This window comes from Alcanivorax sp. (assembly GCF_051117345.1).
GTDB lineage: Bacteria > Pseudomonadota > Gammaproteobacteria > Pseudomonadales > Alcanivoracaceae > Alcanivorax.
Window position 1 is genome coordinate 7,071 of the sequence record NZ_JBNPEC010000193.1, and the last position, 13,617, is coordinate 20,687.

10 protein-coding genes and 1 tRNA gene are annotated in these 13,617 nt (G+C 60.4%); 6 read left to right on the forward strand and 5 right to left on the reverse strand.

What is annotated here, in order from left to right:
• Window positions 1-253 precede the first annotated feature (253 nt).
• The 4 genes from ACFE0K_RS12345 to ACFE0K_RS12360 all read right to left on the reverse strand — a co-directional run bounded on the left by ACFE0K_RS12345 (window position 254) and on the right by ACFE0K_RS12360 (window position 3,190).
• Complete coding sequence (locus ACFE0K_RS12345; protein WP_434536347.1) at window positions 254-1,732, reverse strand: AbgT family transporter; 1,479 nt, start codon at window positions 1,730-1,732, stop codon at window positions 254-256.
• Between the two features lie 244 nt (window positions 1,733-1,976).
• A tRNA-Ser gene (locus ACFE0K_RS12350) sits at window positions 1,977-2,064 on the reverse strand.
• A 128-nt stretch (window positions 2,065-2,192) separates the two neighbouring features.
• The gene (locus tag ACFE0K_RS12355) at window positions 2,193-2,636 is read right to left on the reverse strand and encodes a YiiD C-terminal domain-containing protein (protein ID WP_434536349.1); all 444 of its coding nucleotides are present in this window, start codon (window positions 2,634-2,636) and stop codon (window positions 2,193-2,195) included.
• Window positions 2,633-3,190 (reverse strand): nitroreductase family protein, encoded by a 558-nt coding sequence (locus ACFE0K_RS12360; protein WP_434536350.1) that lies wholly within the window; start codon window positions 3,188-3,190, stop codon window positions 2,633-2,635. The genes ACFE0K_RS12355 and ACFE0K_RS12360 overlap by 4 nt, the downstream gene beginning before the upstream one ends.
• A 146-nt stretch (window positions 3,191-3,336) precedes the next feature.
• Here ACFE0K_RS12360 and ACFE0K_RS12365 point away from each other — a divergent pair, with 146 nt between their 5' ends.
• A complete protein-coding gene (locus ACFE0K_RS12365) occupies window positions 3,337-4,881 on the forward strand; it encodes an adenylate/guanylate cyclase domain-containing protein (RefSeq protein WP_434536351.1) in 1,545 nt (514 codons plus the stop codon).
• A gap of 440 nt (window positions 4,882-5,321) precedes the next feature.
• Here ACFE0K_RS12365 and ACFE0K_RS12370 read toward each other — a convergent pair whose 3' ends face one another.
• Window positions 5,322-8,030, reverse strand: a complete 2,709-nt coding sequence (locus ACFE0K_RS12370; RefSeq protein ID WP_434536352.1) for an ATP-binding protein — start codon at window positions 8,028-8,030, stop codon at window positions 5,322-5,324.
• Between the two features lie 221 nt (window positions 8,031-8,251).
• On the opposite strand from ACFE0K_RS12370, the gene cysM reads away from it, so the two are divergent.
• The 5 genes from cysM to ACFE0K_RS12395 all read left to right on the forward strand — a co-directional run.
• Window positions 8,252-9,142, forward strand: coding sequence for a cysteine synthase CysM (gene cysM / locus ACFE0K_RS12375; RefSeq protein ID WP_434536353.1), 891 nt, complete (start codon window positions 8,252-8,254; stop codon window positions 9,140-9,142).
• Between the two features lie 56 nt (window positions 9,143-9,198).
• Window positions 9,199-9,972 carry a 3'-5' exonuclease gene (locus ACFE0K_RS12380; RefSeq protein WP_434536354.1) on the forward strand — a complete coding sequence of 258 codons (774 nt, stop codon included), beginning with the start codon at window positions 9,199-9,201 and terminating at the stop codon, window positions 9,970-9,972.
• A gap of 112 nt (window positions 9,973-10,084) precedes the next feature.
• Window positions 10,085-11,425, forward strand: coding sequence for a 23S rRNA (uracil(1939)-C(5))-methyltransferase RlmD (gene rlmD, locus ACFE0K_RS12385; RefSeq protein ID WP_434536355.1), 1,341 nt, complete (start codon window positions 10,085-10,087; stop codon window positions 11,423-11,425).
• 78 nt (window positions 11,426-11,503) lie between these two features.
• Complete coding sequence (locus ACFE0K_RS12390) at window positions 11,504-13,423, forward strand: RelA/SpoT family protein (RefSeq protein WP_434536356.1); 1,920 nt, start codon at window positions 11,504-11,506, stop codon at window positions 13,421-13,423.
• A 15-nt stretch (window positions 13,424-13,438) separates the two neighbouring features.
• Window positions 13,439-13,617 (forward strand): ACT domain-containing protein (locus ACFE0K_RS12395; RefSeq protein WP_434536358.1); only part of this gene is annotated, 179 nt, incomplete at its 3' end.

The following is a 13,617-nucleotide window of genomic DNA, read 5'->3' on the forward strand; positions in this document are numbered from 1 at the left end:
AGCTACAAGCTACAAGCTACAAGCTACAAGCTACAAGCTACAAGCTACAAGCTACAAGCTACAAGCTACAAGCTACAAGCTACAAGCTACAAGCTACAAGCTACAAGCTACAAGCTACAAGCTACAAAAAAACCGCACCCTTCGGGCGCGGTTTTTTTGTTTTAAGAGAATTTCAGCGCGGAGCACAGCGATTGGAATTTGGCAATGTCTTTACCTCGTGTTGCAGCTTGAAGCTTGGGGCTTGCAGCTGTCTTTAAGGTCCCAGCGGCCAGCCAAACCCGATCCATACCCCCAGCAATACCGACCACCCCAATAACAACGTCAGGCTGTACGGCAGCATCAGGGCGATCAGTGTGCCGATGCCGGTGTCTGGCTGGTAGCGGCGGGCGAAGCCCAGAACCAGCACAAAATAGGGCATCAGCGGGGTGATGATGTTGGTGCTGGAATCACCCACCCGGTAGGCGGCCTGGGTGGCTTCCGGGGAAACGCCCAGCAGCATCAGCATGGGCACGAAGATGGGCGCCAGGATGGACCATTTGGCCGAGGCGCTACCGATCAACAGATTGATCAGAGTGGTGAGCAGCAGGAACAGCAGTAACAGCACCACCTTGGGCAGCGTCAGGCTGCCCAGCCAGGCGGCGCCCTCGATGGCCAGCAGCAAACCCAGCTGGCTGTAGTTGAACCAGGCCACGAACTGGGCGGCAAAGAACATCAGCACCAGATAACCGGCCATGGAGGCCATGGTGGTTTCCATGGCGGTAATGATATCGCCGGCATTGCGAAACTGACCGCTAACCCGGCCGTAGACTGCGCCACACACCCCGGCGATCAGCGCCACTATCACCACTAGCCCATGGATAAACGGCGAGCCCAACACGCTGCCGGTATCCTGGTGACGTAAGGGGGCGCCTTCCGGAAAGACCAGCAAGGCGATGGCCGCAAGTAATGCCAGGAGCGTGGCTAGTGTCCATGCCATGGCGCGTGGGTGGCTGGTTGGCACCTCGGGGTCGGTGGTTTCTCCCGTCGGTTGGCTGGCTAGCCTGGGTTCGGTAATGCGCTGGGTGACCAGCGTTACCAGCGCGGTGACCAGAAAGGTGGAGACGATAATGAACCAGTAATTGCCGGTGGCATCCACGGTGCGAGTCGGGTCCACAATGCGGGCCGCTTCCGTGGACAGGCCGGCCAGGGTGGCATCCACCGGGCCCACCAGCAGGTTGGCACTGAAGCCACCGGACACCGCCGCAAAGGCGGTGGCAATGCCGGCAATGGGGGAGCGGCCAGCCAGTTGAAACACCAGCCCGGCCAACGGAATCAGCACCACATAGCCGGCATCCACGGTAAGGCTGGAAAGGACTCCGGCAAAGGCCACCGTGATCACCAGGGTTCGTCCGGACGCCCGACGTACCAGGCTGGCCAGGCTCACCGACAGCAAACCGGATTGCTCGGCGATGCCCAGCCCCAGCATGGCAACCAGCACAATGCCCAGTGGCGCAAAGCCGGTGAAGTTGCCTACCAGAGAGGTAAACAGATAGCGGATGCCGTCCCCGTCCACCAACGAGTGCACGGTCACCGTCTCGTTGTTGAGCGGATGCACGGTGGATAGCCCCAGCTCTCCCAGTAGCGCAGTGAGAGGGAGCAGCAACAAACACAGCCAGACAAACAGCAGGGTAGGGTGGGGCAGTTTGTTGCCCAGCGTTTCCAGTCGGCCCAACCAGCCGGTGGTGTTGGTCATGATGCGTTCCCTTGTTGTAATCGGATCACTTTAGCGAGTAGCAGGTAGCGGGAACAAGGGCGTTCGAGGGGGGGAGTGTTTCGTTGGAGCTATGCTTGCATGGCGAAGGGGGTAGGAAAGTTCGCCATGCAAGCATAGCTCCAACGGAAGGCGGAAGGCTTTTCATCAGTAGCGGTTTTGCAGGGAGAAACCGCCATAGTATGAGCCCACAAAAAAGCCCCGCATTGCGGGGCTTTCTTTAATTTGGCGGTGGGGGAGGGATTCGAACCCTCGATACGTTTCCGTATACACACTTTCCAGGCGTGCTCCTTCGGCCACTCGGACACCCCACCTTAAACTGATTGTGCACAAGAGCTATCTGGCCAACTCTTGAGGGCGCGTAGAGTACCGGAGGGTGGGGCTTGAGGCAAGCGCCCGACCGCCTGGTTGGTCAGGGTTTGAGCATTTCTGCGTGGAAGGCTCAGGTTCTTGCCAGGTACAGGCCCTGATAAAGGCATACCACTTTGCCATCGACGCCGGTGCCCTGGGCGTGAATGCGCAGTGTGGCCTTGCCCCGGCGACTCAGGCGCTGGGCGAAACGCTCCCTGTCTGCTTCGTTGATGGACGCGGCAATATGCAGATCTCCCTCTAGAGGCAATTTGTATTCCAGCGAGGTTTCCACGGCCACTACATCGGCCGGGTGGCCGCTTTGTTGGGCAAGCAGGGTAGTCAGACCCCAGCCGGCCAGGGTTAACAGGGCGGACTGGCTACCGGCGAAGAAGGTGCCCTTGTCGTTGTGATTGGGCTCCAGGGGCGCAGTGACGACTAGGCTGAGGCCGTCAAACCCGGCGAAGGTGAAGTCCAGATGCCGGGTCAGGGGAATGGCGTCGCGGACCCGTTCTGCCAACCCATCCAGATCCATCATGGCAGGGTACGAATGAAGTCGGCGGGGGAATCGTCGGGCAGGTTTTTCAGGTTGCCCATCGGGGTGCCCAGGTAGAGATAGGCCACTACCTGATCCTTGGGGGCGAAGCCCAGCATGCGTTTGGCCAGGTCGGAGTTAGCCAGAGCGCCGGTACGCCACATGGCGCCCAGGTTCAGCTCATAGGCGGCTACCATCATGTTCTGCACAGCGGCCCCCACGGCCAGTACCTGTTCCCATACCGGAATCTTGTGGTTCTCGGTGACTTCCGCCACCGCCACGATAATGGTGGGCGCGCGCAAGGCCTTGTTGCGGGCGTTGTCGCGGCTGCGCGAGTCGGCCTCGGGCTGCTCTTCCAGCAACTGCGCTTCCATGATGTCGCCCAGCCGTTCTCGTTGTTCGCCTTCCAGAACGATAAAGCGCCAGGGACGCAGCAGGCCATGGTCCGGTGCACGGATGGCGGCGCGCAGCAACAGGTCGAGCTGCTCGTCGCTAGGGCCGGGCTGGTCCAGTCGCGGGCTGGAAACACGGGTGGTGAGGGCGGTGATGGTGTCCATTCAGGGCTCCTTGTCCTGGGGCGCCATGGTAGCCCGATTTGAAAATAAGTCCCAGTCACAGGATTAACGTCACCTTTGATCTTGCCAGTCTTTTTTCTTAGATGGGAAAGAGATAAGCTTCTCGCAAATCACGTGAATCGGTTCACATGACAAGTTCAATCAAAAAGAAAGCCCGCCGACCCCAGATCGGTCCAATGGAGCGGGCACGCCGTCAGGCTAACTACATCCGTTTGCTGGCTTTCCTGGTGGCCGCCATGATTCTCATGGCGGGCCTGAAGCTGGAGCTATATCCCCAGCTATATATGCTTGGTGTGGCGGGTCTGCTCGTCTATCCATTGATAGCCCAGGGTATGCTGTTTCTGGCCGAAAGGCAGGATCGACCGCAAAAACCGGTGCATCAACTGTTGATGCAGGCCGATGCGATGATCATCGGCGTGGTATGCGCGCTGCTGCATTTTGCCCTGGTGCCATCGCTGGTGCTGCTGATCATTGTTCATGCCAATGCGGTCAGCAGCGGCGGCCTGAAGCCCTGGCTGTTGAACCTGTTGATGACAGCGATAGGTGCGCTGGTAATGGGCTGGATTCTGGGTTTCCCCGCCTTGCCGGTGGAGCAGTCTCCGGTGCTGCTGACGGTCATCTCCCTGCTTGGCCTGGGCATTTATGTCGGCGCGTCTTCCGCCTTTGCACATCTGCAGGCCCGCTATCTGAAGCAGGCCCAGGATGCAGTGCGCCGCCAGCAGAAACAGGCGGTGGACATGTCCCGCAAGCTGGCCAAGTATCTGCCGCCGCAGGTGTGGGGCTCGATCTTTTCCGGCAAGCGTGATGCCAAGCTGGAAACCCGCCGTAAGCGGTTGACGGTATTCTTTTCCGACATCAAGGGCTTCAGCGCCATTTCCGAAGAGCTGCCGCTGGAAACCCTGACCAGCATGCTCAACTCTTATCTCAGCGAGATGACCCGCATCGCCCTGCGCCATGGCGGTACCATCGACAAGTTCATCGGTGATGCGGTGATGGTATTTTTCGGCGATCCGAAAAGTGCTGGCGCCCAGGAAGATGCGTTCCGGTGCGTGATGATGGCCATCGAAATGCAGGAGCAAATGAAATTGCTGCGTCAGCGCTGGAAGCGTGAGGGGATCGACCACAAGCTGGAAATCCGCATCGGCATCAACACCGGCTACGTGACGGTGGGCAACTTCGGTACCGATTCGCGCATGGACTACACCATTCTCGGCACCGATGTGAACCTGGCTAGCCGCCTGGAATCTGCCTGTCGTCCCGGTGGCGTGCTGATTTCCGAAGCCACCCAGGACCTGGTAAAGGACCGTATCCAGTGTCGCAACATTGGCGACATCCAGGTCAAGGGGTTCAATCGACCGATTCCCGTATTTGAAGCCATGGGCGCCAAGAAGGATGCCGGCGCCCGAAATCGTTATGTCTCTGCAGAGACCCAAGGCTTCGGCATCCATCTGGATATAGAGCGGATTCGCAATTTTGACAAGAATTCCATCCTCAAAACCCTGGCCCGATCCGCCACGGATCTGAAACAGGAAAAGCCGGTAGACGTGGACTTCGAAGCCGAAGGTTTCAGCCTGCATGTCAAAAGCGCTGAACTGAAAAAACGCGAGCGGGAAAAAATCATCGACATGATGGGCCGCGCCGCGAAAAAGGTGCAGACCGAAGTGCGGGTTTGAGGGAGTAGCTACGAGCTACGAGCTACGAGCTACGAGCTACGAGCTACGAGCTACGAGCTACGAGCTACGAGCTACGAGCTACGAGCTACGAGCTACGAGCTACGAGCTACGCTCGATTGGATAAGGAAAGACTGGAAAGTTCCCGAGACCTCGTCATTTCTACGAAGCCCCCTGTAGGAGTACCTCTTGAGGTGCGAACCGCGCTTGCGCGGAAATCGCCCGCAGGGTGATCAGGAATATCAGGGCTCGACAGGTTTCAGAAAAGAATGCAGCAACCCATGTCTCTCTTACCTCGCTACGCTCGGTTCGCGGCTCTAGTGCCGCTCCTACATAAAGATCCAATCCTCGCCCAGGCCTGAACCGCGCCGCGAGCGCCGCTCCTACAAACGCGGGCAACGTACCTCGATCCTGCACGGCCGAGCCCGCGTCGCAGCTAGAAGCTAGTAGCTAGAAACTTCCTCCCCCTGATCCTGCCATAGCTGCTCCAGTGCGCAGATTTCGTCACAGAGTGCCGAGACCATCGGTGCCAGGGATTCTCGGGCGGTACCGGTTTTCAGGGCCTCTTCCAGGGTCTTTGCTGCCGTCTCCAGGCGTGGGGTGCCGCAGTAACGGGTGGCGCCGTGGAGTTTGTGAACGCGCTCGAGCAGGGTGTCCTGGTCGGCATTGTCGAAGGCGTAAGAAATGGCCGGGCGGTCTTCTGACAGACTCTCCAGCAGCATTTTCAGCATTTCATCGGCCAGCGATTGTCGGCCCCCGGCACGGCGGCGGGCCAGGTCCGCATCGAACACCTTGTCGTTGACCGGTTCATTGTCTTCGCCGGGATCAGGAAGGGGCTGGTGTGGCTTTTCCATTACCCACTGTTCCAGAGTGTGGCGAAGCTGCCCTTCGGTAATCGGTTTACTCAGGTAATCATCCAGACCGCTGTCGAGCAGATCCCGGCGTTCGCTTTCCAGCGCGTGGGCGGTCAGGGCGACGATGGGGGTGTGGCAACCCGGGGCTTCCAGTTCGCGCATTCTGGCCGTCGTGGTCTTGCCATCCATGCCCGGCATCTGGATATCCATGAATACCAGATCGAACTCCTGGTCGCGAAACGCGTCCAGGGCCTGTTGGCCACTGTCACAGGGCGTGACGATGGCTCCCAACTCTTCCAGAAAAACCCTGGCCAGTTTCAGATTGCCAGGGTGATCGTCCACCACCATTACCGATACCGGGTAGTCCAGTCGGTCCTCGGTGTCGGCATCCAGCTCACTGCTATCCAGTTCGCCGCTCAAGGCCAGCAGGGCGTTAAACAGGCGCTGGCGGGTGGCCGGTTTGCCCTGCACCTGACAATGCGGATAGTGCTCCAGCCAGCGGCACACGCTTTCCGGATTATTGCTCAGGGCCAGCATGGGCTGGCCCAGGGCGGCCAGGTTATCCAGCACCGGTTGCATGCTCTGTTTTTCCGGGTGGGCGGGCAGGCCCACGATGAGGAAATCGCTGTTGACCAGCTCCCCCCGGTCCAGGGCGGCCATCAGGTCATCCAGACTGTGGTATTCGTTGATGCGCATCTGCCAGTGGCTGAGCATGTGATACAGGCCGAGTCGGCCATATTCGTCAGTTTCCACCAACGTCACGGTACGGCCCCGGAAGTGTTCCAGATGGGGAGAAGGGCGCTGTTTCGGGTCCCGCTCCGCACGCAGGGTGAACCAGAAGGTAGACCCCTGGCCCTCGCTACTGTCGATGCCAATTTCGCCGCCCATGCCTTCCACCAGACGTTTGCTGATGGCCAGCCCCAGGCCCGTGCCGCCTTCCTGACGGCGGGCACTCTGGTCTGCCTGGGTAAAGGCGCTGAACAGGTTTTTCTGCGCTTCCGGGCTCAGGCCGTTGCCGGTATCCGTCACCGTCAGCTTGATAATCGCTTCTGCGCCACGGTCTTCCTCCAGCATGGCGCGTACCACCACCGAGCCTTGCTCTGTGAACTTGATGGCATTGCTGAGCAGATTGGTGAGCACTTGGCGGATGCGCAGCGGGTCGCCGAGCAGATTCACCGGCACATCGGAATAGATGATGGCAGCCTGTTCCAGGCCCCTGTCCTGAGCCATGGGGGCCAGCAGAGTCTGCACATCCTCGATCAGATCGTGCAGGTTGAGCGGGGTATGCTCCAGAGACAGCTTGCCTGCCTCGATCTTGGAGAAATCCAGAATATCGTTGATGATCGCCAGCAACGAATCGGCGCTCTTGTGAATGGTGCCCAGGTAATCCTGCTGGCGCGGGCTCATGGCGGATTTTTCCAGTAGCTTGGTAAAGCCGATGATGCCATTGAGCGGAGTGCGGATTTCGTGGCTCATGTTGGCCAGGAACTCCGATTTGATCTGGCTGGCCTTGAGCGCTTCCTTGCGGGCCATGTCCAGCTCGATATTCTGGATCTCGATAGTTTCCAGGGTTTCGCGCAGATCCTGGGTGGCCTGGTCCACGTTCTGCTGCAGCTCGGTCTGGGCATCCGCGAGGGCCGACACCATCTGGCGCAGCGCAGTCTCCAGCTCCGCCAGCTCCCCCTTGGCCTGGGTATGAATGGCCATGCTCAGGTCACCGTCGCGAATACGCCGCACGGCGGCCACCATTTCTCCGATCGGGTTTGTCAGCTGTTGGGAAAAGCGCAGAGCCGGCACCATAGCCAGCAGCATCAGGCCCACCATCACCACAATCACGGTGATCAGCCCCTCCAGGGTGGAGACGTATTCCCCTTGGCGGGTGAATTCCACCGTCAAAATGGCCGGTTCTCCGGGGTTGATATCCCGGGTCAACTGCCAACTGGTATCAGTAACCAGCCGCTGCCGACCGTCTTCCTGATTCTGGCCTGTTACCGGACGAAGCCGTGGTCCGGCGTGCATGGAAGGACGATCACCGGTGAAATTCAGGGTGGCCGCGCGCACATCTTCGGCTTCCAGCAACTGGCGAAAAAGCTGTTGCTGGCGAGCAGTGTCAGTGATGGGAGTGCTTTCCAGGCGGGCGGCAAAGCTGTCGGTCACCAGCTGCTGGCGCTGGGCATTGGTATCGCGCACATCCACCAGTCGGTTCACCAGGGAATAGCCGCCCACCACCAGAGCCGCCATCAGGGCGGGCAGAATGGCCATGAACATCAGGCGTGAGCGAAGGCTTTGGTTGACCATGAAACCCCGTTATTGCTGTTGTTTTCGACCATTATGCCTGAACAACGGCAACATGCAGCACGACCATGCAACAGCATGGCTAATGAGATTGCCATTCTGGGCCAGAGCAGCCGCACCTGATAATTGGGCGTGGCCTCGGGGTGTCAATTCACTACAGTCTACAACCGCGTTGTTGCGTGAAGCGTGCAGCATGCGGTGGCTTTTTAGGTACAATGCGCGCCATGAACCATAAAACCATCGAACAGACCGTGGGCAATACGCCCCTGGTTCGCCTGCAGCGGATGCCGGGCGACACCACCAATACCATTCTGGTGAAGCTGGAAGGCAACAATCCTGCAGGCTCGGTGAAAGATCGCCCGGCCCTTAACATGATCATGAAGGCCGAGGCGCGGGGCGAGATCCAACCCGGCGATACCCTCATCGAAGCTACCAGCGGTAACACGGGTATCGCCCTGGCCATGGCCGCCGCCATGCGCGGCTACCGCATGAAACTGATCATGCCCGCCAACCAGAGCCAGGAACGCCGTGACGCCATGGCCGCCTATGGCGCCGAGCTGATTTCCGTCAGCAAGGAAGAGGGCATGGAAGGCGCCCGCGATCTGGCCCAGGCCATGCAGGCCCGGGGCGAGGGCAGGGTGCTGGACCAGTTCGCCAACCCGGACAACCCCATGGCCCATTACGAAAGCACCGGCCCGGAGATCTGGCGGGATACGGATGGTGGCGTTACCCACTTTGTCAGCTCCATGGGTACCACCGGTACCATCATGGGCTGCAGCATGTATCTGAAAGAACAGAACCCGGCGATCCAGATTGTCGGCCTGCAGCCCACCGAAGGCTCATCCATCCCCGGCATCCGTCGCTGGCCGAAGGAATACCTGCCGTCCATTTACGACGATTCCCGGGTGGACCGGGTCATCGACATGGATCAGGCCCTGGCAGAACACACCATGCGCCGACTGGCCCGGGAAGAGGGCATCAGCTGTGGTGTCTCGTCCGGCGGTGCCGTTGCCGGCGCCCTGCGTCTGAGCGAAGAGCTTGAAAACGCCATCATCGTGGCCATCATCTGTGACCGCGGCGACCGTTACCTGTCCACGGGGGTGTTCCAGCAATAAACCTGACGCTGGATGCCCGCTACCTGAAGCGGGCCCTTCCCATTTTGGAGTGCTGAATGAACGTACTGGTATTCGATATCGAGACCATCCCCGACCTGGACGGTGGGCGACGCATTTATGACCTGGACGGGCTGAGCGACAAGGACACGGCCAGTGCCCTGTTGAACCTGCGCCGCCAGGAAAATGGCACCGAATTCCTGCGCCTGCACCTGCACCGTATCGTTGCCATTTCTGTGGTGTTGCGCTCCACCCAGGGCGTCAAAGTCTGGTCCCTGGGAGACGAAGACAGCACCGAGAAGGAGCTGATCGAGCGCTTCTACGACGGCATCGACCGCTTCACCCCGAATCTGGTGAGCTGGAACGGTGGCGGCTTTGACCTGCCGGTATTGCACTACCGGGCGCTCAAGCATGGCGTTCAGGCCCGCCGTTACTGGGAAACCGGTAATGAAGACTCCAGCTTCAAATGGAACAACTACCTTAGCCGTTACCACCAGCGCCACCTGGACCTGATGGACCAGCTGGCCCTGTTCAACGCCCGGGCCAACGCCCCGCTGGACCAGATTGCTACCTTGCTGGGCTTCCCCGGCAAAATGGGCATGAGCGGTGGCAAGGTGTTCGATGCCTTCCAGGACGGCAACCTCAAGGGCATTCGTGACTACTGCGAAACCGATGTGCTCAACACCTGGCTGGTCTACCTGCGCTTTCAGCTGATGCGCGGCGAACTGGACCCCACCGGCTACGAGCAGGAACTGACCCTGCTGAAGGATTACCTGAAAGCCGAAGGCCACCCGCACTTCCTGAGCTTCCTTGAAGCCTGGGAAAAAGGCTGATTAGCCCCCCACAGTAGGAGCCATGCTTGTATGGCGAAGACGCTTCTTCAGGCGTTCGCCATGCAAGCATAGCGCTAACCGATTTGATTACCGCTTTACCGATTGAGATCCCATGGCCCGAAAACGCAAGCAGCTACCGGAAACCCCGGAACCCGCCAGCATTGAATCCCTCAGCCACGATGGCCGCGGCATTGCCCGCCGTGATGGCAAGACCACCTTTATCGACAACGCCCTGCCCGGCGAAGAGGTGATGTTCAAATTCACCTACATGCGCCGCAAGTTCGACGAAGGCAAGGCGGTGGAGATCGTCACCGCCTCCCCGGACCGGGTCGAGCCTCCCTGTCAGCACAGTAACCTGTGTGGCGGTTGCAGCCTGCAGCATATGAATCCGGATGTGCAGATTGCCCGCAAGGAAGCCGTACTGCGCGAGCAGCTGCAGCACTTCGGCGGGCTGGCACCGAAAGAGTGGCTGCCACCGCTTACCGGCCCGGTCACTGGCTACCGCAGCAAGGCCCGCATGGGCGTAAAATACGTGGAAGCCAAGGACGAAACCCTGGTGGGCTTCCGGGAAAAGCGCAACAGCTTCATCGCCCAGCTGCAGCAATGCGAAGTGCTGTTTCCGTCCGTGGGCCATCGCCTGTCTGACCTGCGCACCCTGATGCACGGCCTCAAGAGCCGTAGCCGCATCCCGCAGATCGAACTGGCCGCCGGCGACGACGAGGTGGCGCTGATCATCCGCCATCTGGATCCGCTGCCTGATGAAGATCGACAGGCTTTCCTGGATTTCTGTCGGCCTCTGGGCTGGCACCTGTACCTGCAGCCTGGTAACGAAAGCACCGTGCACCGTATCTGGCCGGCGCTCACCGGGGCGGAGAACGAAGAGCGGCTCTACTACCGCCACCCCTCCGCCGATGTGGAACTGGCCTTCCATCCCACGGATTTCACCCAGGTAAACGCGGAGATCAACCGCAAGATGGTGCCGTTGGCACTGGACTTGCTGGACATCTCCCCGGAAGACACCGTGCTGGATCTGTTCTGTGGCCTGGGTAACTTCACCATCCCGGCGGCCAAGCGGGCCGGCAAGGTGGTGGGCGTGGAAGTCAGCAGGGCCATGGTAGAGCGTGGTTACGAGAATGCCCGCCGCAATGGCCTGGATAACCTGGAGTTCCACGCCTGGGATCTGAGCCAGGATGTGGCCGGGCAAAGCTGGGCCAACCGCAAGTATGATCGTATCCTGATTGACCCGCCGCGCACCGGGGCGTTGGAAATGGTGAAGCTGATGCCCCGTTTGGGTGCGAAGCGAATCGTCTATGTGTCCTGCAATCCGGCCACATTGGCCCGTGATGCCGGGGAACTCAATGCCCTGGGTTACCGTCTGAAAGCGGCGGGCGTGATGGACATGTTCCCCCACACCACCCACGTGGAATCCATCGCGGTGTTTGAGAAGAAGTGACGTGAGCCTTTTGGAGCCTTGTCAACAAGGCCCCAACGGTGGTGGTAGAGAGCCACCACCAAAGCAGAAGGAAAGATCATGGTAACAGTACGCCGCCCCACAGAAGGCGCTACCGGTCACTGGCGTGACTGGCTGGCGCACCTGGAAACCCGGGCCCCGGTACGCAACAGCGAGGTACTGGAGCAGGCCTGTGAGCGGGCGGAACAGTGTCAGATGGCCGGGGAAGCTGCCGGCCGGCACTGGCCCTACGGCAAGGGCTGCCTGGATATCGGCCTGGAAATGGCCGAAGTGCTGGTGGACCTGGGCGCTGATACCGACGTACTGCCCGCCGCCATCCTCTACCGCTCCGTGCGTGAAGGGCAGATGTCTCTGCCGGAAGCGGAAAAGGAATTCGGCTCGGACGTGGCCCGCCTGATCGAAGGAGTGCTACGCATGGCGGCTATCAGCACCAACCTGAACCCCACCCGCAAGGCGGTGCTCGGTCAACAGGATGGCCAGCTCGATAACATGCGCAAGATGCTCGTGGCCATGGTCGACGACGTGCGCGTGGCGCTGGTGAAACTGGCCGAACGGACGGTGATCATCCGCGCCGTCAAGGAGTCCGAGCCCGAGCGCCAGCGCAAGGTGGCCCAGGAAATCTTCGATATCTACGCCCCGCTGGCCCATCGGCTGGGGGTCGGCCAGCTCAAATGGGAACTGGAGGACCTGTCCTTCCGTTACCTGCAACCGGGTGCCTACAAGAAGATCGCCAAACTGCTGGACGAAAAACGCCTGGCCCGCGAACACTACATTGAGAATGTGCTCGAGCAGTTACGCGGCTACCTGGAAAAAAACGATATCCACGGTGCCGAAGTGCATGGTCGGGCCAAGCATATCTACAGCATCTGGCGGAAGATGCAGAAAAAGCACCTGGAATTCGGCGAAGTCTACGACGTGCGCGCCGTGCGTATCCTGGTGCCGGCCCTGCGTGACTGCTACGCCGCGCTGGGCGTGGTCCACTCCCTGTGGCAACACGTGCCCAAGGAATTCGACGACTACATCGCCAGCCCCAAGGCCAACGGTTACCAGAGCCTGCACACCGCCGTGGTGGGCCCGGAACGCAAGATGCTGGAAGTACAGATTCGCACCTTCAACATGCACGAAGAGGCGGAGCTGGGCGTGTGTGCCCACTGGCGCTACAAGGAAGGTGCCAAGAAGGGCAAGAGCGGCGTCAGCGACTACGAGCAGCGCATCGCCTGGCTGCGCCAGGTGCTCGAATGGCACGAGGAACTGGGCGAAGACAGCCCGGACACCATGGTGGACGAGTTGCGCCACGGCCTGGTCAGCGACCGGGTCTATGTGTTCACCCCGGATGGCCACGTGGTGGATCTGGAAGCCGGCGCCACCCCGGTGGATTTCGCCTATCACATTCACACCGAAGTGGGGCACCGCTGCCGGGGCGCCAAGATCAACGGCCACATCGTGCCGCTCAACTACACCCTCAACACCGGTGAGCAGGTCACCATTCTCACTGCCAAAGAGGGCGGTCCCAGCCGCGACTGGCTGACCCCGTCGCTGGGTTACGTGGCCACCTCCTCGGCGCGAGCGCGTATCCAGCAGTGGTTCAAGCGCCAGGATCGCGACGTGCACATCATCCAGGGCAAGGCCATTCTCGAAAAAGAGATGTCCCGCCTGGCTCTGGACAAGGTAGACCTGGACACCCTGGCCCCGCACCTGAACCTGAAAACCGGCGACGATGTGCTGGCGGCCCTGGGTGCCGGTGACCTGCGCCCCGGGCATGTGGTCAATCAGGTGCAGGCCCTGCAGCCGGATGACAGCCAGCGGGAACTGGACCTGGTGCTGTCCAAGCCCAAGGCCTCGAAAACCGGCGATGTGACCATCCAGGGCGTGGGCAACCTGCTCACCCACATGGCCGGCTGCTGCCAGCCGGTCCCCGGCGATCCGGTCATGGGCTTCATCACCCACGGGCGTGGCGTCACCGTGCACCGGGCCGATTGAGAAAAACTGCTGGCCATGCAGGGCGACGACCCCAACCGGGTCATCGAAGTCACCTGGGGCGAAGCGGACCGCATTACCTACCCGGTGGATGTCTTCCTGCGCGCCTGGGATCGTCAGGGCCTGCTCAAGGATGTGATCGCGGTACTGGCCAACGAAAAGGTCAACGTGACTGCCGTCCATACCCAGTCCCATCA

What these genes read in the sequence shown, in the direction of transcription:
- ACFE0K_RS12370 (WP_434536352.1), bottom strand. Translation starts at nt 8,030, where the DNA reads ATGGTCAACCAAAGCCTTCGCTCACGCCTGATGTTCATGGCCATTCTG.
- ACFE0K_RS12380 (WP_434536354.1), top strand. Translation starts at nt 9,199, where the DNA reads ATGAACGTACTGGTATTCGATATCGAGACCATCCCCGACCTGGACGGT.
- ACFE0K_RS12365 (WP_434536351.1), top strand. Translation starts at nt 3,337, where the DNA reads ATGACAAGTTCAATCAAAAAGAAAGCCCGCCGACCCCAGATCGGTCCA.
- rlmD (WP_434536355.1), top strand. Translation starts at nt 10,085, where the DNA reads ATGGCCCGAAAACGCAAGCAGCTACCGGAAACCCCGGAACCCGCCAGC.
- cysM (WP_434536353.1), top strand. Translation starts at nt 8,252, where the DNA reads ATGAACCATAAAACCATCGAACAGACCGTGGGCAATACGCCCCTGGTT.
- ACFE0K_RS12360 (WP_434536350.1), bottom strand. Translation starts at nt 3,190, where the DNA reads ATGGACACCATCACCGCCCTCACCACCCGTGTTTCCAGCCCGCGACTG.
- ACFE0K_RS12390 (WP_434536356.1), top strand. Translation starts at nt 11,504, where the DNA reads ATGGTAACAGTACGCCGCCCCACAGAAGGCGCTACCGGTCACTGGCGT.
- ACFE0K_RS12345 (WP_434536347.1), bottom strand. Translation starts at nt 1,732, where the DNA reads ATGACCAACACCACCGGCTGGTTGGGCCGACTGGAAACGCTGGGCAAC.
- ACFE0K_RS12355 (WP_434536349.1), bottom strand. Translation starts at nt 2,636, where the DNA reads ATGATGGATCTGGATGGGTTGGCAGAACGGGTCCGCGACGCCATTCCC.